General features: G+C 36.7%; 20 protein-coding genes. 10 read left to right on the top strand and 10 right to left on the bottom strand.

The annotated features are described in order from the left end of the window. Window positions 1-50: 50 nt before the first annotated feature. The 7 genes from folE (at window position 51) to ABMQ40_RS05300 (ending at window position 8783) form a co-directional block, all read left to right on the top strand. A complete protein-coding gene (gene folE / locus ABMQ40_RS05330; RefSeq protein ID WP_370897298.1) occupies window positions 51-716 on the top strand; it encodes a GTP cyclohydrolase I FolE in 666 nt (221 codons plus the stop codon). Window positions 717-844: 128 nt separating this feature from the next. Further along, window positions 845-2311, top strand: a complete 1467-nt coding sequence (gene cysS / locus ABMQ40_RS05325) for a cysteine--tRNA ligase (RefSeq protein ID WP_370897296.1) — start codon at window positions 845-847, stop codon at window positions 2309-2311. 154 nt (window positions 2312-2465) lie between these two features. Beyond that, window positions 2466-3632 (top strand): T9SS type A sorting domain-containing protein, encoded by a 1167-nt coding sequence (locus ABMQ40_RS05320; RefSeq protein ID WP_370897294.1) that lies wholly within the window; start codon window positions 2466-2468, stop codon window positions 3630-3632. 125 nt (window positions 3633-3757) lie between these two features. After that, a complete protein-coding gene (locus ABMQ40_RS05315; RefSeq protein WP_370897292.1) occupies window positions 3758-6409 on the top strand; it encodes a 4-alpha-glucanotransferase in 2652 nt (883 codons plus the stop codon). Between the two features lie 139 nt (window positions 6410-6548). After that, the gene (locus ABMQ40_RS05310) at window positions 6549-7532 is read left to right on the top strand and encodes a hypothetical protein (RefSeq protein WP_370897290.1); all 984 of its coding nucleotides are present in this window, start codon (window positions 6549-6551) and stop codon (window positions 7530-7532) included. A gap of 165 nt (window positions 7533-7697) precedes the next feature. Beyond that, on the top strand, window positions 7698-8147 hold the full coding sequence (locus tag ABMQ40_RS05305; protein WP_370897288.1) for a DUF4890 domain-containing protein: 450 nt from the start codon (window positions 7698-7700) through the stop codon (window positions 8145-8147). Between the two features lie 126 nt (window positions 8148-8273). Further along, window positions 8274-8783: a ferritin gene (locus tag ABMQ40_RS05300; protein ID WP_370897286.1), complete on the top strand. Its 510-nt coding sequence runs from the start codon at window positions 8274-8276 to the stop codon at window positions 8781-8783. An 88-nt stretch (window positions 8784-8871) separates the two neighbouring features. Here ABMQ40_RS05300 and ABMQ40_RS05295 read toward each other — a convergent pair whose 3' ends face one another. The 3 genes from ABMQ40_RS05295 to ABMQ40_RS05285 all read right to left on the bottom strand — a co-directional run bounded on the left by ABMQ40_RS05295 (window position 8872) and on the right by ABMQ40_RS05285 (window position 12687). After that, on the bottom strand, window positions 8872-9048 hold the full coding sequence (locus ABMQ40_RS05295) for an alpha/beta hydrolase family protein (protein WP_370897507.1): 177 nt from the start codon (window positions 9046-9048) through the stop codon (window positions 8872-8874). A gap of 35 nt (window positions 9049-9083) precedes the next feature. After that, a complete protein-coding gene (locus ABMQ40_RS05290; protein ID WP_370897284.1) occupies window positions 9084-9233 on the bottom strand; it encodes a hypothetical protein in 150 nt (49 codons plus the stop codon). Between the two features lie 313 nt (window positions 9234-9546). After that, on the bottom strand, window positions 9547-12687 hold the full coding sequence (locus ABMQ40_RS05285) for a UvrD-helicase domain-containing protein (RefSeq protein ID WP_370897282.1): 3141 nt from the start codon (window positions 12685-12687) through the stop codon (window positions 9547-9549). Window positions 12688-12869: 182 nt separating this feature from the next. On the opposite strand from ABMQ40_RS05285, the gene ABMQ40_RS05280 reads away from it, so the two are divergent. From ABMQ40_RS05280 to ABMQ40_RS05270, 3 genes are all read left to right on the top strand, one after another. After that, entirely contained in the window at window positions 12870-13619 is a 750-nt protein-coding gene (locus tag ABMQ40_RS05280) for a carboxypeptidase-like regulatory domain-containing protein (protein WP_370897280.1), read from the top strand. Between the two features lie 6 nt (window positions 13620-13625). Beyond that, window positions 13626-14411, top strand: coding sequence for a carboxypeptidase-like regulatory domain-containing protein (locus ABMQ40_RS05275; RefSeq protein ID WP_370897278.1), 786 nt, complete (start codon window positions 13626-13628; stop codon window positions 14409-14411). 93 nt (window positions 14412-14504) lie between these two features. Next, on the top strand, window positions 14505-15239 hold the full coding sequence (locus tag ABMQ40_RS05270; RefSeq protein WP_370897276.1) for an SIMPL domain-containing protein: 735 nt from the start codon (window positions 14505-14507) through the stop codon (window positions 15237-15239). Window positions 15240-15386: 147 nt separating this feature from the next. Here ABMQ40_RS05270 and ABMQ40_RS05265 read toward each other — a convergent pair whose 3' ends face one another. The 7 genes from ABMQ40_RS05265 to ABMQ40_RS05235 all read right to left on the bottom strand — a co-directional run. Next, entirely contained in the window at window positions 15387-15899 is a 513-nt protein-coding gene (locus ABMQ40_RS05265) for a GNAT family N-acetyltransferase (protein WP_370897274.1), read from the bottom strand. A gap of 1 nt (window position 15900) precedes the next feature. Continuing rightward, complete coding sequence (locus ABMQ40_RS05260) at window positions 15901-16122, bottom strand: PspC family transcriptional regulator (protein WP_007839346.1); 222 nt, start codon at window positions 16120-16122, stop codon at window positions 15901-15903. 2 nt (window positions 16123-16124) lie between these two features. After that, on the bottom strand, window positions 16125-17387 hold the full coding sequence (locus ABMQ40_RS05255) for a DUF2851 family protein (protein WP_370897272.1): 1263 nt from the start codon (window positions 17385-17387) through the stop codon (window positions 16125-16127). Between the two features lie 913 nt (window positions 17388-18300). After that, window positions 18301-18816: a hypothetical protein gene (locus ABMQ40_RS05250; protein WP_370897270.1), complete on the bottom strand. Its 516-nt coding sequence runs from the start codon at window positions 18814-18816 to the stop codon at window positions 18301-18303. Further along, entirely contained in the window at window positions 18780-19124 is a 345-nt protein-coding gene (locus ABMQ40_RS05245; RefSeq protein WP_370897505.1) for an RHS repeat domain-containing protein, read from the bottom strand. The genes ABMQ40_RS05250 and ABMQ40_RS05245 overlap by 37 nt, the downstream gene beginning before the upstream one ends. 18 nt (window positions 19125-19142) lie before the next feature. Then, window positions 19143-19595 carry a hypothetical protein gene (locus tag ABMQ40_RS05240; RefSeq protein ID WP_370897268.1) on the bottom strand — a complete coding sequence of 151 codons (453 nt, stop codon included), beginning with the start codon at window positions 19593-19595 and terminating at the stop codon, window positions 19143-19145. After that, window positions 19595-21192, bottom strand: a 1598-nt coding sequence (locus tag ABMQ40_RS05235; protein WP_370897266.1) for an RHS repeat domain-containing protein, incomplete at its 5' end; no start/stop codon positions are given. The genes ABMQ40_RS05240 and ABMQ40_RS05235, both read right to left, overlap by 1 nt.

The following is a 21192-nucleotide window of genomic DNA, read 5'->3' as shown; positions in this document are numbered from 1 at the left end:
TGAAATAAACGAATAAATATTATCCGTATTTTTGTTGCAAATTAATAAAAATGGTTGATTTTACTGACAACGACGATGATATTTTCACTGGAAAAGAACATACGCCTATAAGGGAAGATGCTTTTGATAAATCGCCAGAAGAAAAAATAGAAAAAATTACCCACTTATTTGGTGAGATCATGGAAACTCTGGGACTTGATATGACAGATGATTCCCTTAAAGATTCTCCAAGACGTGTGGCAAAAATGTATGTAAATGAAATTTTCGGAGGTCTGCTCCCTGAAAATAAGCCCGGGATTTCTACATTTACCAATAAATATAAATACCGGCAGATGCTGGTAGAAAAAGATATTACCGTATATTCTTTCTGTGAGCACCATTTTTTGCCGATCATCGGGAAAGCCCACGTAGCTTATATCTCAAACGGTGAAGTAATCGGCCTTTCCAAAATCAACAGGATTGTAGACTATTACGCCAGAAGACCACAGGTTCAGGAAAGATTGACAATGCAGGTGGTAAATGCTTTAAAAGAAGCCCTGGGAACAAAGGATGTTGCCTGTATCATAGATGCAAGGCATCTTTGTGTAAACTGCAGAGGAATTAAAGATACGGCCAGCTCTACCATTACTGCAGAGCTAAGCGGTATTTTCCGGACCAATCCTATTACCAGACAGGAGTTCCTGCATTATGTAGGAAGCCATGCGAAATTAGATTAGGCTATCTTTAATTATGATAAAATTTAAAAAGATTTCAAAAAAGATTTTTGTCGCAACAATTATTTGTTGGGAAAGATTTTTTATTTAATTTTTAAATCTTTAATCATTGAATCTTAACTTTAATAAAAATGCAATTAAAAATATATAACTCGCTTTCAGGAGAAAAAGAAATCTTTAAACCCATTTTAGAAGGAAATGTAGGGATGTATGTCTGCGGGCCCACCGTGTACAGCAATGTACATTTGGGAAATGTAAGGACATTCCTCTCCTTTGATTTTATATATCGTACCCTGATGCATCTTGGGTATAAAGTGAGATATGTAAGAAATATTACAGATGCAGGCCATCTCACAGATGATGGTAATGTGGAAAATGACAGGTTTGTAAAGCAAACCCGTCTTGAAAAACTGGAGCCGATGGAAATCGTACAGAAATATACGGTTGATTTCCATAAAGTACTGGATATGTTTAACCTGCTTCCCCCGAATATTGAGCCTACGGCAACAGGCCATATCGTTGAACAGATCGAGCTGACACAGAAGCTTATTGAAAGAGGATTTGCTTATGAAAGTAATGGTTCTGTTTATTTTGACGTTCTTGAATATAACAGGAGAGGTCTGAATTATGGCGAGCTTTCAAAACGTAATATTGAAGAGCTTTTTGCTAATACCCGTGATCTGGATGGACAGGGTGAGAAGAAAAACCCGCAGGATTTTGCTCTCTGGAAAAAAGCCTCGCCGGCACATATAATGAGGTGGAACTCTCCGTGGGGAGAAGGCTTCCCGGGATGGCACCTGGAATGTACGGCAATGAGTACAAAATATCTGGGCGAGAATTTTGATATTCATGGCGGTGGAATGGATTTAAAATTCCCTCACCATGAATGTGAAATAGCTCAGGGAAAGGCATGTAATGATACTGCGCCCGTCAATTACTGGATGCATGCCAATATGCTGACGATGAATGGTCAGCGTATGAGCAAATCCACAGGGAACTATATTCTGCCGATGCAGCTGGTTTCAGGAGAAAATGATTTCTTCGAAAAGCCTTTCCATCCTTCAATCGTACGCTTTTGCTTCCTTCAGGCCCATTACAGAAGTGTTTTGGATATCTCCAATGATGCAATGACAGCAAGCGAAAAAGGCTTTATCAGATTAATGGAGGCATTTAAAACCCTGAATTCAATCATTCCGAATGAGGGCAAACCGTCAGAATTTAATCTCGGAGAATGGAAGAACAAATGTTATGATGCTTTGACGGATGACTTTAACTCTCCGGTTTTAATCGCCCATTTATTTGAAGCGGTAAAATACATTTTCGCCCTGAATGATGGGAAAGAAACAATCTCAGCAAAGGACCTGGAAGATTTAAAATCAGCCCTGAGTGCTTTTATTTTTGATGTTTTGGGCTTGCAGGCTATTGAAGAAAATAATAACGAAAAGCTGGATCAAACCCTGAAGGTATTGATAGAACTAAGAAATCAGGCAAGGAAAGCTAAGAATTTCGAGCTTTCAGACCAGATTCGGGATAAACTTCTGGCTGAAGGCATCGAGCTAAAGGATGGCAGGGATGGCACAACCTATGTCCTGAACTGATATCCGGCCGCCCCAAGCCGCTAAATGGAAAATACAAACAATTAAATGAAACAATTATAAATGTTTATTCAATTGGTAGAGATTTTTTGTTATTCAATCCGGATTGTGTAACTTAGTAATATTAAAATAATTACAATCTAAATCCTACATTATTATGAAAAAACATTTATCCTCTTTATTCTTGCTGTGGCTGGGTGTGAGCACTTACGCACAGCAAGATTTTTTTGCCCTTACCGGAAAAGATACTCCGGGTATTGTTTTCAATGACTTCCGGGCGATAGACGTTACCAGCGGAATCTCCGGAGAAGCTGTCTTTAAGGCCGATTCTCCTGCAAAAGTATTTTCCCAGACAAGGAATTCCTCAATAGCAGAAGATAAGAATTCTTATAACAATTCCCAGGCGATTACCATGGCTACCCTGGCTTTTGACTCCCGTAATAACAATCTGGTGTACATGCCGATGTTTTCATCCAATATTTATATTTTAAACCCGGAAACGAAAAATATTACCCTGGTGGAAAATAATGTTGTGAATGTAACATCCTGCGATATTAATTCCCATATGACCAGAATGACAACAGGATATGACGGGAATATTTATGCCATCAACAATTCCGGAACCCAGTTTATCCAGATCAGCAGAAAAGGGAATCAATATGTTGTCAATAATCTGGGGATTATAAAAGATGATACGGCGAACGGAAAAAATTCTTTTACAACTGTCGAGACAGGTTTCGGAGGTGATATGGTAGCAGACACAGATAACAATTTCTATGTTTTTTCAACCTCAGGAAATGTGTTTAAAATAGAGACAAAAAAATTAAAAGCTGAATTTATCGGAAAAATTACAGGGATCCCGGAAAACTATTCTGTAAATGGAGCCGCAGTGAACGCAAAAGGAAACATAATTATTGCCAGTGCGAAGGGAGCCCCATTATACGAGGTAAACCTGGAAACTTTACAGGCAAAACAACTGCCGGGAAATCTGAATCTGCATATTTATGACCTGGCCAGCAAATACTTTGTAAATGACAAGGCAAATTCTATCAATTCACTGGCTAATATTGATATCTATCCTACTAAAGTGGATGAACATTTTATCAACGTCAATGTCAATGACAGATCGGTAAAAGGAAACCTGAAGATGAATGTTTTTGATATGTCCGGTAAAAATGTAATGAAACAGAATCTGTCGGTAAAAGGAGGATTATTAAATCAACAGGTATATCTGAAAAACCTTATCAATGGTGCATATCTTATAAGCATTACAGATGAATCGGGAAAAATATTATTGAACAAGAAAATTCTGGTAACAGAATAATCTGTTAACTTTGCCGGAAAATTAAAAACCTTTTCGAACCTTTTGAGAAGGTTTTTTTAATGAATATTTGATATTCAATAAGTTTTATTTTTCGAGATTAAAATGTACTTTTATAAAAAAATATAATGAAACTATACTTTAATATAGGTTACAGTGCCGGATCGGGGGAAAATTTGCAGTTGGTTATCAATCAGGAAGACGCTGTTTCCCGAACCCATAAAATGTTCTATGATGAAAATGGTTTATGGAAATGTGAAGTAGATTATTTTTCAAAAGCGGTTTCTTATAAGTATCAGCTTATAGATGAAAGAGGAAATCTATTGAGAGAGGAATTTGTTCCGCACCATCTTAATTTTCCTCATAACTATAAGGAATTTATAATTTTTGACGAATGGAATAACAAGAATTTTCCGGAGAATTACCTTAACAATAAAATCCTTCATAATAAACTGAACCAATTTGTTCCCGAGAAGAACTCAGTTTTGAAAAAACATACACACTTATTCAGGATTGAAGCGCCGTTGTACAATTCGGACTGGAAAATCGTTTTGTTCGGAAATACAGACTCTCTGGGAAACTGGGATTACGAAAAAGTTATCCATTTATCCCAGACCGAATTGGGAGTTTGGGAAACATCGGTAGAGATCCCGGAAAATGGGTTTGTACAATATAAGTATTGCATTTACGATAGGATCCAGGAAAGAGTCATCGATGTGGAAACGGGTGAAAACAGGTTTACAACCGCAAATCCGTTAAAGGATGTCCTTCAGATTGTTTCCAATCATTACTTTAAGTTTAAGCTCTACCAGATGTACCACGATGCAGGTGTTGCAGTTCCTGTATTCTCATTGAGAAGTGAAACGGGGTTTGGGGTAGGTGAGTTCGCGGATATCAGGAAGCTGGCGGACTGGGCTGTTCAGACGAATCTCGGAATCATTCAGATTCTTCCTATCAATGATACCACGGCTAACTACTCATGGACAGATTCTTATCCATATGCGGCAGTTTCCGTATATGCCCTGCATCCGCAGTATATCTCTTTAGAAAGTCTGGATTTTCCTTTACCGGCAGAGCTGATAGAAGAATACAGTTCAGAAAAGGAAGCGCTGAATGCCCTTGAGCTAATTGATTATGAGCGGGTCATTTCAGGAAAGTGGAAATATCTGAGAGCCATTTTCAATGCCGAAAAAGAAAATATTTATAAGGACAGGAATTTCAAAAAGTTTATAAAAGAAAATGAAGATTGGCTGATACCGTATTCTGCATTTTGTGTATTAAGGGATAAATATAAAACTCCCAATTTTAACGAATGGAAGACCCATAAAAAGTATATCGCCGGAAAAATTTCCCAATTCTTTTCTGTAAAAAACAAGGAATATGATTCGGCAATGCTTCATGCCTGGGTTCAGTATCAGCTTCATCAACAGCTGAAAGAAGCTGTTGATTATACGCATAGTCTCGGGATTTCCTTAAAAGGGGATCTGCCGATCGGTATTTACCGGTACTCTGTAGAAGCATGGAAAGAGCCGGAATTATTCGGAATGGATTTCCAGGCAGGAGCCCCGCCTGATCAGTTTACAGAGCTTGGTCAGAACTGGGAGTTTCCTACCTATAACTGGGAGGCTATGAAGGCAGATGACTACAGATGGTGGAAAAACAGATTCAAAGCATTGGAACAGTATTTTGATGCCATGCGGATCGACCATATCTTAGGGTTTTTCAGAATCTGGAGAATGCCGGTTTCGGCTACCCAGGGTATCCTGGGATATTTTTATCCGGCTGTTCCCGTTGTTTCGGATGAATTTAAAGCTTACCATATTCCGTTTAGCTTTGACAGATATTGTAAGCCGTTCATTAATGATCAGATCCTCTGGGATTATTTCGGAGAGAACAAGGAAAAAGCCTTTGAGTTTATTGATAATAATTTTGATGGGACCTATTCTTTTAAAGAAGAATTCAATACCCAGAGAAAGCTGGTGGATTTCTTTAAGAAAAACCCGAGGGGTCCAATCGAAGACCGGCTGATCGCCCTCTGTGCCAATGTATTGTTTTTAACGGAAGAAAGAGACGGGGAAACGGTTTATCATCCGAGATTTAATGTTTACAATACAGATTCTTACAAATTCCTGTCAGATTGGGAAAAGAAAGCCATCTATGACTTATACCATGATTATTTCTTCAGAAGACAGGACTATCTTTGGTATAAAAAGGCAATGGAAAAGCTCCCTGTGATCTTAAATGCCACTAAAATGCTGATCTGTGGTGAAGATCTGGGAATGGTTCCGGATTGTGTTCCGGTAGTTATGGATGAGCTGGCAATTATTGCATTGAAGGTTCAGCGCATGCCCGCAGAGAGCATTCCATTTTATAATCCCAAGCATGCCAGCTATTTGAATGTTGTTACTGCCTCGTCACATGACAGTTCCACTCTAAGGCAATGGTGGAAGGAAGATCCTGTACTTACCCAGCAATATTTTAATCAGCAGTTGATCCAGTACGGAAAGGCCCCCGAAGAGTTAAGTGTTCATTTGGCGGAGATCATTATGAAACAGCATCTTTATACCGATGCCATGCTGGCTATTTTCCCGATACAGGAGTTTTTCGCTACTGATGAGGAGCTGATCAATGAGAACCTGGATCACGAAAGAATCAACAATCCTGCTGTTTTCCCGCATTACTGGCGCTATAGGATGCATTTAAAGCTTGAAGATCTGAAAGAAAAGAAAGCATTTAACCAAAAAATTGCGACCTGGATCGAAGATAGCGGAAGAGTATAAATTTTTTATCTGATTATCAATTAATTAACAATAATTTAAAAGAAGTTTAATCAAAAGATTTAACTTCTTTTTTTTATTGTAATCAAAAAGATAGAATAGAGATATTCTACTGCATACTAACCAATTAACAACTATAGGAATGAAAAAAATATTTATAGGATTAGCTTTGAGTTTATCGGCATTGTCGTTTGCTCAGCAATATCCGAATGACGGTTGGGATGACGACGGGTACTACGATAACGGAGGGTATTATACTGATCAGGATGATCAGAACTATTTTCCTGATGACTATTATTATAACTATCCTTCGGATTATTATCCAAATGATTATTACCAGAGCTATTATAATGACTACAGAAACAGTATTGTTAATATCAACTGGAATGTATTCTTTACCCAAAACAGATTATCACGCTGGCAGATCGACCAGATCCTGCATCTGAATAATCTTTATGTAACTTTCTCTGCCTGGAATAATTTTTACAGATATAATCCTGACAGATGGTATTACGACAGATTCTATGCACTGCAAAGAATCATGGGACCAAGAGTATTCATTGTTTTCCAGAGGAATTATTATCATGGATATAATCCGGTAGTTTACTTCCAGAATTACAGAAGAACATATTATGCTCCGCGATTCAGGCCGATCCCTCGGTACAGGAACGTAAACATCAATATTTACAAGGTTGAAAGAAGCAGATTCCGTCAGGATAACCCGATTTTAAATGTTGTTAGGGTTAACCGTAATAATCCCGGAGGTTTCAGAGGATCCAACGGTAATGGAAATACAGGAGGTTTCCGTGGGCAAGCTGACAATGGTGTAAGAAATAATTCAGGAGGATTCCGCAATTCTGATAATGAAAAAGGCATAAGAAGCAATGGAGGTTTCAGAGGAAATGCGGAGAAAAATAATGGAGGCTTCAGAAATAATAATGGTTTTAGAAAAAATCAGGAGGCAATAAGAGAAAAATCGCCGATGAGAAGGGCTGACAATAATGGATTTAGAAATGGAGGCGGATTCCGTCAGGAAAGAATTGAAAACCCGGCCCCAAGACAGAATAACAACAGAGGAAATGATAACAGAGGGGGAGGATTCAGGCAAAGATTAGTAAAAAATTAATTTTCATATATTATATTTAAGTGGTGTGAAGGGCAGGTTTTATAATCTGCTCTTTTTTTTATTGTTTTAGTATTGAAATTTAACATTTTTTATGAATTTTATCGCTTAACTTTCTTTTTAATGTATAATCAAAAAGATGTATAACAATTAATTAATTATTTAAAAATGAAAAAATTAGTTTTAGCAATAGCATTTATCGGTTTCGGAAGTCTCGCAATGGCACAACAGACCCCTACTTCCCAGGATAAAGAAGCAAGAAGAGCAGAATTTCAGCAAAAAATGCAACAGAAAGAGCAGGACCGTCTGGCAAAGATGCAAAAAGATTTAAACTTAAATCAGTCTCAGGTAGATCAGATCAAAGCTCTTCATGAGAAAAGGAAGGCAGAAATGAAAAACGAGTTTGAAAAAAATAAGGCTGACAGGCAAGCGAGAATGGAGCAGATGAAAGCCAAAAGAGCACAAATGGATGCCGACATGAAAAAAATTCTAACGCCGGAACAATATGACAAATGGCAGGCTGACAGAAAAGCTAAAATGGAAGAGAGAAAAGCAAAAATGAAAGACGGAAAAATGAAAAGGCAAATGAATACAGTGGCTCCGGCAACTAACTCATAGCATATAATTTTGATTTTTTAATGTGTTTTGGGCGGAAGAAATTCCGCTCTTTTTTTGTATTAATTTTCCTTAATCTTTTGAATTCGGGGTTTATTTCCATAATTTTGAAATATAAATTTTATCAATATGATCAGCGAAAAAATTGCAAAATTAATTAATGAACAAATTACCCATGAGCAATATGCGGCCCAATATTATCTTTCAATGTCAGCCTGGTTCTCGGCTAAAGATCTTGACGGGATTGCCAATTATTTTAGAGTGCAAAGTAAAGAAGAATTAATGCATGCAGATAAGATGTTCGATTACTTAAATGATGTAGGCGGAGAAATCATTATTGGAGAGATCCCGAAACCGCCTCATGAGTTTGCCAATACAACGGATATCTTTGAAAAAGCATTGGAACATGAGAAAAAAGTAACCCAAAGTATTTTTAATATTGTTAAAAATGCCAATGATGAAGGAGATTTTGCAACCACGTCATTCTTACAGTGGTTCATCAATGAGCAGGTAGAAGAAGAGGCAAGCGCCTCTCAGCTGGTAACCAAAATTAAAATGGTTTCTGACAACCCATCCGCACTTTATCTTTTTGATCAGGAATTGGCACAAAGAGTATTCACACCGGATACAAAGGCTTAATTGAATATTATTCTAAATATAAAATTTTTGGGGCCTCGTCAAAGACGAGGCCCCAAAAATTTAAACAATTTACTCTTTTCCAGTACCCTCAATCCGTATTTTTCAATTTAAGATTTTTTTCAAAATAATTCTTTACTACATCACTTACATATTTTTCATCTTCCAATGAGTGATCCCGCTGAGGCATTAAGAATAAATCATACGGTTTATTAGCTTTAATTAAGGCATCAATCATTCTTACTGTAACAGAAAAAGGAGCACTGATATCACTCGTTCCATGAATGAAAAGCAGTTTGCCTTTCAGATGGTAGTGGCAAATTCATAACCTTTTTCATTATCTTTCCATAATCCCATATAAGGTTCGTTTACGGCTCCTTCGGTTACATCACCTGGTGCGGAAGCAATTCCAACATGGTAAGTATCAGAAAGGCAGTAAAGCCCGTAATGCAAAATAACCTCCCAGGAATGCCCGTAAATACCGACCCTTTTAAGTCCATATAAGGATGCTTTGCGGCAAGTTTTTGTAAAACGGCAGATTTCATATTTTCCGATATTTCCATAACTGTCTGTAAGTTTTTAATTTCAATGCTGTAAAAAATAGTTTGTTCTGCCTGTACCATAATTGAATTTTATTGATACAATATAATTGATATATCAATAAAAAATAATTTGTTTTATATTTTTACAATTAATCTATTTTAGTGTTTTTAGACTTGATTGAAAGCTTCTGCGGCCTCGTCAAGACGAGGCCGCAGAAGCTGTTTTACAAATAAATAAGCTGTGTTTTCAAAACTTTTCTTCCCAAACCTTCCAATATTTTTTTATAATTTTCAATTTGTCTTTCATTTTTTTCTGTTTCTTCTCCTGTTTTAAAATCAACGATAACATAGCCCTCATCATTCTTTAAAATCCGGTCAGGACGATAAATTCTGTTTTCTCCATTTTCCGAGATCATGATGTCTTTTTCATTAATAACTTCCCATTTTTCATCAAAAAATTCAGAATATGTTACAATGATCTGTTGTAGATTTTGTTGGATTTCATTTCTTTCTTCCAGAGTAATCTGCCCTTCCAGCACATAGCGCTCGAGCACTTTATGAATGTCTTTTGCTGTATTTATTTGTGATAAGAGTTCATGCACAAAAAGGCCTATTCTTACTTTTTCATTACGGACCTGGTAGTTTTTGGAAGGAGTGGCAATTCTTATTGAAGTGCTCTTTTCATTAATATTTTTGAGGTTGCGAATATCCCTTGTCCTGAACAATGAAATTTTATCCTTGGAATGCTTTCTGAGTATTTCCGGGCTTACTTCATACACATCAAATTCATCGGCGTTCCCCGGATTTTTAGTTTGCAGGAATTCCAGCAGCTCAAGGTTATTGGAAGTTTTATTCGCTTTCTGTATATAGAAAAACAGCTGTTCTACAGGTCTTGTTGTAGCAACATATTGCAGGCATAGCCTGTCTATAAAGTTCTTGTAGGAATTTTGCCTGTTGAATCTCTGTATCTCTTCATCATAAACTTCAAGGTTTTTGCTGAACTGGTTGATATTTACAGATCTTAAGGATTCATTATTACTGGTTTCAAACCAGTGGGCAAATTCTGTATCCCGGTTTTTGTTCATCATAGGGATAAAAACCACAGGAAACTCCAGTCCTTTTGCTTTGTGGATGGTCATGATCTGAACGGCATCAATATTTTCCGAAGCCTGAATGGTGAATTTTGAGGCTTCCTCATCCCAGTATTTCAAAAATTCTTTGGTGCTGGCCCCCGCATTTTGTGTAAAATTAAAGAGCATTTCCAGGAAATTGAGAAGGAAATCCGTTTCCTTATTTTCGTAGGAAAATTCATTGATGTAATATTCCACAAAATTATAGAGGTTAAATTTTGGAAAACTATCCTGCTTAAGCTTTAAAGAGTATTTACGCTGAATAAACCGCAGAATTTCTTCATGGGACTCTATTTCAAGAATTTCTTTCATTTCCAGTGTAAAATCTGTCATATGGATTCTGCCCAGCTTATTCAGGTAATACATCATCATGATCAGATCAGGCTTGTTTTTAGGATTGGTTTCCCATTTCAGGAATTCAATCACCGCTTTTAAGGTATCAGAAAGCTCCAGGGTAAGTCCTTTTTCAGAAATCGTTTTGATATTGACCTCTTCACCGTTGTAATTTACCTTCAGATTACCCAGCCTTTGGGAATAGCTGAAAATATCAAAGTTGCCGCGACACAGAATGGTAATGTCTGAAAATTTGAAGCCATTGTTCAGACATTCCTGAATGTCTTTTCGCATTTTTTCTGAAGAGTCATTGTAAAAATCCTCGTTGGTGAGATTTTCAATGAGATTCACTTTTACCCGGCCTTCAATGGTAGATTTAGGAGTTTGTTCGGCATCCGTTCCGAAAATTTTTCTGTGCTCTTCCTCCAAAATATCGGAATGGAATCTGTACAGCTCATTATTAAAGTTTACAATGTTTCTTGCGCTCCGCCAGTTGTCTTTTAATACCAGTAGTTCCGCCTCTTTCGGTGAAGTTTCCTTTTTATTGATAATATCCAGCATCAGCTTGCTTTCTCCGCCCCGGAATCTGTAGATGCTCTGTTTGGGATCTCCTACGAGAGTAAAGGAAGTATTTTCAATGGAAACACTATGATCCCTTAACGGGATGAAATTTTGCCATTGCAGTTCTGAAGTATCCTGAAACTCATCAAAAAAGTAGTGTTGGAATTGTGACCCTACTTTTTCATAAATAAATGCAGACGGCTCATTTCTCAGATTTTCGTTGATAAGGATATTGAATTTGGAAAGCAGCACCAGGTCGTTTTCTTCTTCAATTTTCTTTAATTCATCCTGAATATCTTTATTTACCTTTAAGGGAAGAAGCGCAGACAGGATTTTTTCCTTTTTTTGGGTTTCAATATGTAAAAGGATCAGCCGCATCCTGTTCTCAAGCAACTGGTCCAGAATCTCAAAAATCTCACTCTCCTTGTGTTTTGATTTAGAAGCGGCTCCTTTTCTGTAATTATTGACTACAGATTCTTCCTGCGTGGTAGGAAAGGGGAATCCTGTCCGTTTCTGATGATAGAAATCCAAAACTTTTACAAAAAAGCCTCCTATGCCATTTTTTCCCTGGGCAAAATCCTCAATGTCAATATTTCTGGATTTAAACAGTTCAATGGACTTTTCGGCAAGCTCTACAGAATGCTTCCTGTTAAGCACAATCTCCTTCCGGATCGTATTTTTAATGTTTTCGTAGCTGGTATCATCAAAACCTTTATTGTTTTTCAGATGCTCGTAATGGATATCTTTTACAAATTCCTTGGCTGAATCATAAAGACTTTTGTTAAGGTTGATCCTTTCATTATTTTCCAGACTGTAATCCACATAATCCATAAATGATTTGGAGATGGCTTCATTTTCCCCGATCTGGTCAAGCATCTTATCCACAGCTTCAATCAGGAACGGCTCTGCTTCTATTTCCAGATTAAAGTTTTTAGCCAGCCCCAGTTCATAGGAAAAGCTTCTTACAAGCCTTGAATTGAAACGGTCTATGGTGCCGATATTCAGAGTGGAGTAGTTGTGAAGGATATAATCCAACAGCTTTTTAGACCGGAGATGAAGCTCGTCGATGGTTATTTTTATTCCTTCTTCCTCAAATGCTTTCTGAATATTCTTTAGATCCGGATTGTCTGCAAAGCTTTCCCCGGAAAAATTTCCCAGCCATGACAGGATCCTTTCCTTCATTTCGTTAGCCGCCTTATTGGTGAACGTCAACGCAAGGATATTCCTGATCGAATGTTGCTGATTAGGATAACGAAGACAGATCATCAAAAGCCGCTGAACTAGGGCATACGTTTTCCCTGATCCTGCGGAAGCGTTGATAACTGTATAGGAATTTTGCATGCTTATGATAGGAATTGGATATGCAAGTTAGCTAAAATATAAGTGAATTTTAACAATTTCAGGAAGCTATTTAACAAAATTAAGCAGCAAAATCTAAAATAAATCCTAAAACACGTTAACTGTGGTTAAACTTATGCTATAATCTAAAAATAATTTTAGTTTTGCGTTATAATAAACAGCCCGTGAAACTTAAATTATTCTTTTTCTTATTTACCATACTTTTCATCAATGCAAATGCTCAGGAATATATTTTTGGTAAGGTAGTTTCGGAAGATAACGCAGAATTGCCCGATGCTACGGTAATTAATATCAGGACGGATGAAAGGGTTAGCACAAACAGGGATGGGCATTTTATGATTGCCGGAAGATCCGGGGATGAACTTCGTATTGTAAAAAATGGCTACGAACGGGCCAACAGGAAAATAACAACGGAAAATATCGGCTCTCCGATCAATATTGCCCTTGTGAGAGCGGCAACATTGATCCCTGAAGTTGAAATCAGGCAGGGCATCACCGGTGACCTGAAAGTGGATTCTAAAAACCTGAACAGACCCAGAAAGGTCGAAAAGCTGGCAAAAGATATAGACCGCTATATTGCCATGAAATCTGATCCGAAAACAATGGCCCCGAAACCGGGTGAATTTGTACAGCCCGTTACCAAAGGAACATTTACCATAGGAAAGATAAAAGATAAATGGGATGACCTGGACCTGATGAAATATTTGATAACAGCTCTGGGCGATCAGTATTTTGAAGATCTGAAAATTGAAAAACCCCTGATTGAGCATTTCGTTCTTCATGTCCTTAAAAGTGGCTTTGAAAGAAAAGCTATTTTAAAATACGGCTATTGCAGTAATGCGGATCTGTACAGGTTCCAAAGAGCAGTGCTGACGAAGATCTCATCATACAGAGCACCGCAAACTCAAAAATAACAGCTGATGGTAAGGCAGGCTGCTAAGGGTTTATACATAATCTCTCTCTTTATTTTTGTCGGCTTTCATGCACAACAGATCGTTATTGGCAGCGTCACCAATGAAGATGACTTTTATCTGTCTGGTGTTACGGTCATCAATATATCTACGGATACCAAAGTCTTAACCGATGCAGAAGGTCAGTTTTCTATCCCGGCGTCAGCTAATGATGAGTTGAGGTTTGTAAAGCCCGGCTATGAAAGAATGGCAAAAAAAGTTTTAACGGATGGTATCAATTACCGCCTGACCATTACCATGGCCAGGATTCCTGAAGAAATAAAAGAAGTAAATGTAAGAAAATTAACCGGTGATCTATCGAAAGATTCAAGATCTGTTGCCAAGATTGATCGGGGTGAAATTGTAGAAAACGCAGTAGGGCTCCCGCAGCCGGTGGGTAAGATGAGGGAGAAACCTGCGGAGGTAAAAAGCGTTCTCCTTCCAATGTTGCTGGGAAACCTTAATGTACAAGGGGTTTATGATCTGATCAGCGGTAAGGCGAGAAGGCAAAAGCGACAATACAGATATGATGATCTTCAGGAACATATTTCCTGGATACGTAAGCGGGTAGAGGACGAATATTTTACAAAAGCAGGGATTCCTGCCGAAAGGATCTCCGAGTTTATCGAATTTTCATTTGCTGTGAAACCCCAGGTAAGGACTTATGTAAAAGCCAGAAACTTATCCGGAGTGTTGCTGAGAATGGAAGAAACAATTCCATTGTATCTTGAAAGGCTGAAAGGTAATAAACATTAATTTGGTGTTTTAAAATAAATAGAAATAAGGAATTGATATTATTGCAATTAAATGCTTAGCTTTAATAAATTATTAATCAAATTCACAAATTTTATGAATAAAAACATTATTGCAATTGCTATCGCCGCTCTCGGCTTTATCATCGGGTTAGGCTTATTGGGGAATGCTGTTAAGAACAGGAATAAATCGGAAAACACCATTTCAGTTACCGGATTGGGAACTAAACAATTCACCTCTGATCTGATCACCTGGTCCGGAAGTTTTTCCAAAACTAATTTTGATCTGAAATCGGCTTATGACGAGCTCGCCCTGGACAGAAAGATCATTAATGATTATCTTCTTTCCAAAGGGATTAAGCAGAATGAGATCGTATTTTCTTCCGTAGACATTCAAAAGCAGTTCAGGAGCTATAATGACTCCAATGGAAATTATGTTCAGGGGGAATTTTCGGGATATAATCTGACACAGAAAGTTTCCATTGAAAGTAAGGAGGTAGCCAAAATTGAAAATCTTTCCAGGAATATTACGGAAATTATCAACCGGGGAATAGAGTTTACTTCTTCTCCGCCTTCTTATTTTTTCACCAAATTAGCTGCCGTAAAGCAGGAAATGATTGCTGCCGCCACAAAGGATGCTAAAGAGCGTGCTGAAAAAATTGCTGAAAACTCAGGCAGCAGTTTGGGGCCGCTTAAAAAAGCGACCATGGGAGTTATCCAGATCACTGCTCCTAATTCTAACGAGGATTATTCATATGGCGGTACTTTCAATACTTCTTCCAAAGAGAAAGAGGCGAGTATTACCATAAAGCTGGAATATGAGGTTAATTAGATCTAATATGGAATATTTAAGCTTAAAGAACTATAAAGAGGCTGTCTCAAAAGGTAAATTAACGCTCTGAGAATCTCTTAAATGACAAAAGTTGTCAGACAGGAGTCCGAGAGAGGGGGTACTTTTGAGACAGCCGCTTTACTTATTTTAATGATATACAACATCATAGATCTCTTCTTTTATTTCCTTTAAATTCTCGGGGGAATAATTGGCCAGCAGCCAAAGATCAAGTGTTTTCTTTCCATGGCCATAACTTGGCTGCACATACATTTCATCGATCAGAGTAAAACCGTTTTTCAGGTAAAATGAATATCTTTTCCTGGCTTCTTCACCCAAATGGTCAGGCTCGATTTCCAAAACAATTTTCGGATAGCTTCTGAGCAAATGGGCCGTAATATCTGAACCCAGCTTCCGGTTTCTGTAATGAGGAAAAACTTCAAAATGCTCTACAAAAACATAATGGCTTAATTCCCATATAATAAGATAGCCCGCGTCTTCGGATTCATGCAGAACAGAGATTATTTTGACTTTCGGATTTATAAAAAGGTTCATAAACTTATCCCTGTCTCTTCTTTCATCTTCGGGGAAGGTGTCAGAATATGAATTATAGATTTCTTCTACTCTGTAATCATCAGGTGAGGTAACTTGCAAAAATTCCATATTACAGATCAAAAACGCTTGGTCTTCTTGTAATGAAAATATCCTTGATCCAGAGTGTAAATGCCAGCCCGAGGTAAATCAGGAAGAAAAACCCTGCTGTTGCAAAGGTAGAGTAGATGAAAAAAACTCTCAGTTTAGACACAGGAATTCCCAGTTTGGCTCCCATTCTGGTGAGTACACCAAACCATTCTCTTTCCATTTTATGGCGAATATTATCAAGCATTTTTATGAATCTTTTAAAAGTTTAAATCCGATACTGCAATTTAAGCAATTTTTTTCTTCACAACAGCTTTTATAATGATAAATGAGACTTTGGCTTTCCAAAGCGGTTTTAATTTGCAATCCCAGATTTTTCCAACTGTTGATTACGGAATTCTTTTCCGGAGAAATGCTTTTATAAAATTCCAGGATCTCATCTGCAATTTCCTCGTGATGGTATTTATGATAAGTATATTTTAAGGGAAGAATGGTATTTAAAGTAATTAGCTCTATGAAATCACTGCTTAAGAATTTGGGTTGATTGACTTTTGAGATCTTCCCGAAATTAAAACGGTTGTTCCAATATGCTGAGGCTTTCACGTCTTTAAAAATTCCGGCTAGTTCATCAAAGCTTTTTGCGGAAATCACTTTTGAGAAAAGATTTTGTTGCTGATAGAGGCTCGCGAGTTGTGACAGACGGATAGTAGGGAAGTTAGGAGGTCTTAATCTTAAAAATTTCGGATGGAAATGTAAATTGGTGATCCGAAACTTTGCTTTCAGGAAATCAAATTCCCTTTTCCATATTTCCATTTGTTCGTCCCCGGGACGTTCCAGCCATCCTGAGATCCCAAAGAATAAAGCTTCCAGCTGAGAATTATTCTGCCGGATTTTGTTGATGATACTGAAGTCTATGCTTTCAGCAATCTGCCGGAAGATCAGAGCATTAACTTTCAATCCGAAAGAATAGGCAAGACTGTGAAATAAAACGGCCTCAAAATTATTCTTGTATTGTTCAAGACTTTCTTCCAGCTCTAAAGATTTTTCTTCCAGCTTTTTCAGGACATTCCCTTCATGAAAGCCAACAGGAACTTTCCCGGTGTCAAAAATATTTTCGCAGGCTATGAATTGTTGCCCGCTGACCAGTTTCTCGTATTTCCAAAGCAGATTTTCTGCGATATGATCTTTTAATTCTATAGTGGGAATATTCCGGCTTTTTAGCTCATCAAGATCCATATCATTTTGGAAAACCACATGAAGGATGACATTCTGATAGTTAGGATCTCCGGAGTGGTTGTGGAAGATCCAGTCGGATGATTTAATGTGAATCTCGATATTTCCGGCAAGAACCAGATTGTTGATTTTAATTTTCGCATTCAGAAAATCAGGGCCCGCATCCAAATTCCATTTTCCAAAATCCAAAATCTCAATAGGATTTCCTTCAATGTCCTTGAAGTCAAAATATTTGAGAACCTTATAGTTCCAAAGGTATTGAAGTAGTTTTTCCGTCATAAGTGTGTTTAACAAATATAATGAAATATTGTAGTTGAATAATTATGTCTTTGTATAATTTGACAATTAAGTTATCTGATTGGTTCTTGGATAATACGGGATCAGAATGAAGCATTATATTTTATCATTGGCGGTTCTCCGTCCACTTTAATTATCCTATTACACATTGTAAGGCTGGAAGGAAGCGTTCCACCTATTTCTTGTTGAGAATTTGGGAAGCTAATTGTAAGTATTTTTTTGTTATTGATGCTTTGGTGAAAGATAAAGCTAAATAAGAGTATTCACTGTAAGTTTGTACTTTTTATAAACACAAAGAAGATGCCCTTTTGACACCTTCAAGCGGCGGGTTTTGTTATTTAGCAAAGTCTCCCGAATTTGAATAGGTTTAATCTTCTAAGAAAAGTCACTATTAATATAAAATATATAATATTAATTATCTGAATAATTATAGCTTTTTTCATGGTTTCTTCTCTTCTTTTTGATTTAACTCTCTAACTACTGCATTATATGCATTATAGCGATATTTATTGTCAATTTCAGTATGTGAAGCATGTACAGGTACATTCAATATTTTGGTTTTTTATTGTTAGCACAAAGTTACAAACTTTGCGGAGTGGATGTTTTTCTATTTTTTCAATAGCTTTACTAGGAAATTATATATCTTCAAACCAATATATATATAACAGAACTGTATTATAAAAAACAATATAATATATAAGGGAAATGTAATCACAAATACTAATAATGATTTTACTCCAGTAACCTTTTCATCATTTAAAGTAGAAGATGTCCACCCTAAAGCATTGAAAATAACACTAATAATAAACATTGGTATTAAAATTCCTATAGTGGAATATTTAACAATATTTACAATTTCTTTACTACTTAGATTCAAGTTGTTTAGTTTCATATCTTAGTTACTATTTATTTTCTCTTTTACATCGTTTATTTTCTCTTGGAAATAGTTTCCTACTGCCGTCCCTACCATATTTATAGCATTTACAGTTCCTTTTATAGCCTCACCTACATTTACTTCAGCTCCAACATGAACAGCTTTAAATAATTTAACTTCTCCACCAATTTTTAAATCCGACAAATCTAATGAAACACTACCATTTGTAATCTTCCCTTCTACCTTTCCTCCTTCAGCATTAAAACTTCCAGAAGGTCTACCATTCTTTATTGTTCCTTCTCCTTCCATTGAAATTGCAGAAGCACTACCTTCCATTTTAGCATTCTTAACTCCTAATGATCCTTCTACAGATAAACCATCAGCTTTTACATTAACAGATGGCTTTTGTGTATTTAAAGAACCTTCAACTTTAGCAACGGCACCACCTACATGCCCCTTCAATGGTCCTAAACTTACTCCTACTTCTCCACCTAGAGCACCTAATTTTGGTTGTACAGATAATTTACCATTAAACACATTACTAAAATTATTTTTAGCCTCCGCCGCATACGCTTGAACTCTTTTATCCGAAATTGCCCTTTGCTGAGGGATAATCTCTTGTTTAAATCATTAAAACTTTCTAAACCTTCTAACTCTTTTGCGTGAACAGGTTGATTAGATGAAAATTGATAAGGTGTATAATCATCATACTTTTCCGCAAGCGGATCTACATTAAAAAATCTTCCCACATCCGGCATATAATTTCTCCATTTAAAGCTATACCATCCTGTTTCATTTTGTAATTCCTGTCCTTGAAATTTATATTGATAGCAACACCATTTGATAAGTGGTGTTGCTATTATTTATTTATCCCAACCTATATGGTTTTGTAAAATTACTGGATAGTATATCTTATCAAGTCCCATTTGTTTGTAAAACATCAGTGTTATAATCAAAGGTTTTTTCAGATTATTACTATCGTTCTCTTTCTTGTATGTATACTGAACATATTTCATTTTAACACTTGGAATAATATCTGTAGTATCCTTTATCCTAATATTATTTAAAACGTTTTCTTTTGAGTTAATTACATCATAATTCTTGTTTAAAAAAAATAATTCGGACGCAGTGACACCAAGATAATTTTCTGAATCGTAAATTAAGCTATTATATGATTTTAAATCATTTTCCTTAACCGCTTTCCAGTATTTAATAACTGTTTCTTTGATTTGCTCTTCATCCTTTTTCTTCTGATTTACACAGCAACTTATATTCAATAAGAATAGTATTCCTAAAATGTATTTAATTGTTTTCATTATTGAGGTATATTTCTACTTTTTGTTGTTAATTGTTCATCAAGTGGTTGAATAGGGATGCCATTAGTTCTCATAATTTCTGCTCCATTCTGGATGATTAAGGAATTTGGCATTAATCCTGCATTAGGGTCAGGCAATGTTCCATCAAATACATAATTTACTACATCATTCCTAGTCTGTTGATTCATTTCAATTCCACTTCCGTCAACATATTTAATTGCTTGATCCATCGTCACAGCCTGAGACTTTACTGCTGTAACATCATTTACTGCCTGTACATAGTCGCTTGTGCTTTTAATAGCATCAGGAATATTCGCTCCTAATTTTGCCAATTTTACAATCTCCTTTATGCCACTACTTGCTGCACTTGCTTGATCAGCTCGGTACTGTTTAATATTCCACATTTCCGCACCTGTTTTTGTGGTTTTAAAACTCTGGCGAACTTTAGTTGATATTTTATCTCTTGTATTTTGCATCTGCACTGCATCAGGCACAGGTCCGTCATATTTATAAGAATCAAGTCTTAAGCCTGTATTTCCTGAAGACATTCTTGCCCCATTAGGATTGTAGCCACTCGTAGACAGTCCAATATCTCCAGCTGTAAATGTAGGGCTTCCATTACTATCTCTTTGAGAAATAGGAGCTCGTTTGACTTTCATAGCATTTCCATGAATAGCAAAAAAGCCTGTATGATTTTTCAATAATTCCAACCCCTCCAGCTCAATGCCCATTCCTAACTTATTCTCTTGGAAAGCATACGTAGAATTATAAGGATATTTTTCAGCGAGCGGATCTACTTGAGCGAAGCGTCCTATATCAGGCATGTATTCACGCCATTTAAACGAGTAAAAACCAGTCTCTTGCAATTCCTGTCCTTGGTACTTATACTGATAAGAAGGATTTCCTGCCAGCCCATTATATCCCTGATGCTTCAATCCAAAAGGGTAATAGTTATTCTCTTCAAGAACTTCTGCTCCGCTACCATTGTTAAAATAGCTTAAACGAACATTTCCCAGATGATCTGTATAATTGTAAATATACTTATTATTTTCAAAATTGTAATAGCCTTCTGTAGTGGGAACAAACTTTAATATCCTGGCCACCTTTGTTGAAGTTCCTTGTCCTTCATATTGGAAACCGTCAAGGTAATCTGTAAGGGTATAAGCTTCCGAACTGCTTTTGGATATACCATAAGTATATACCTTACTTAACTTTCTTCCGTCAGCCCTATACAGATATTGGGTGGTAATATTGCGTGTTTCCGGGCTTCCGGAGAATTGATCTCTTACAATATAGATTCGGTCAAAGATTAATTTACCAGGAAGATTAAGATAATTGTAATCTATTTGTAAAATCCCTTTATCCTTATGGCTGGTCATATTTCCATTATGATCATAAGAAATAGTATTTCCGGATACATCGGGATAACCGGCATAATTCTGACTGGCATCAGTAACGGTGTTCAGGCGGTTTCCAGTATATGCATAAGTTAAATTATCAATCTGCATGGCCATCCCATTGGTAGTATTTTTAGCATTTCTGTAAAGACGGGTGATATTTCCGTTAAGATCATATTCTATCGATTCCCCGAAATAAT

Source organism: Chryseobacterium gossypii (assembly GCF_041361455.1).
GTDB lineage: Bacteria > Bacteroidota > Bacteroidia > Flavobacteriales > Weeksellaceae > Chryseobacterium > Chryseobacterium gossypii.
The sequence above is the reverse complement of the archived record's forward strand: the minus strand, read 5'-3'. Positions and strand labels throughout refer to the sequence as shown.

Coding starts and splice junctions, on each gene's coding strand:
- ABMQ40_RS05255 (WP_370897272.1), bottom strand. CDS start 17,387: ATGACGGAAAAACTACTTCAATACCTTTGGAACTATAAGGTTCTCAAA.
- ABMQ40_RS05315 (WP_370897292.1), top strand. CDS start 3,758: ATGAAACTATACTTTAATATAGGTTACAGTGCCGGATCGGGGGAAAAT.
- ABMQ40_RS05260 (WP_007839346.1), bottom strand. CDS start 16,122: ATGCTTGATAATATTCGCCATAAAATGGAAAGAGAATGGTTTGGTGTA.
- ABMQ40_RS05270 (WP_370897276.1), top strand. CDS start 14,505: ATGAATAAAAACATTATTGCAATTGCTATCGCCGCTCTCGGCTTTATC.
- ABMQ40_RS05305 (WP_370897288.1), top strand. CDS start 7,698: ATGAAAAAATTAGTTTTAGCAATAGCATTTATCGGTTTCGGAAGTCTC.
- ABMQ40_RS05300 (WP_370897286.1), top strand. CDS start 8,274: ATGATCAGCGAAAAAATTGCAAAATTAATTAATGAACAAATTACCCAT.
- ABMQ40_RS05265 (WP_370897274.1), bottom strand. CDS start 15,899: ATGGAATTTTTGCAAGTTACCTCACCTGATGATTACAGAGTAGAAGAA.
- ABMQ40_RS05240 (WP_370897268.1), bottom strand. CDS start 19,595: ATGAAAACAATTAAATACATTTTAGGAATACTATTCTTATTGAATATA.
- ABMQ40_RS05320 (WP_370897294.1), top strand. CDS start 2,466: ATGAAAAAACATTTATCCTCTTTATTCTTGCTGTGGCTGGGTGTGAGC.
- ABMQ40_RS05310 (WP_370897290.1), top strand. CDS start 6,549: ATGAAAAAAATATTTATAGGATTAGCTTTGAGTTTATCGGCATTGTCG.
- cysS (WP_370897296.1), top strand. CDS start 845: ATGCAATTAAAAATATATAACTCGCTTTCAGGAGAAAAAGAAATCTTT.
- ABMQ40_RS05285 (WP_370897282.1), bottom strand. CDS start 12,687: ATGCAAAATTCCTATACAGTTATCAACGCTTCCGCAGGATCAGGGAAA.
- folE (WP_370897298.1), top strand. CDS start 51: ATGGTTGATTTTACTGACAACGACGATGATATTTTCACTGGAAAAGAA.
- ABMQ40_RS05275 (WP_370897278.1), top strand. CDS start 13,626: ATGGTAAGGCAGGCTGCTAAGGGTTTATACATAATCTCTCTCTTTATT.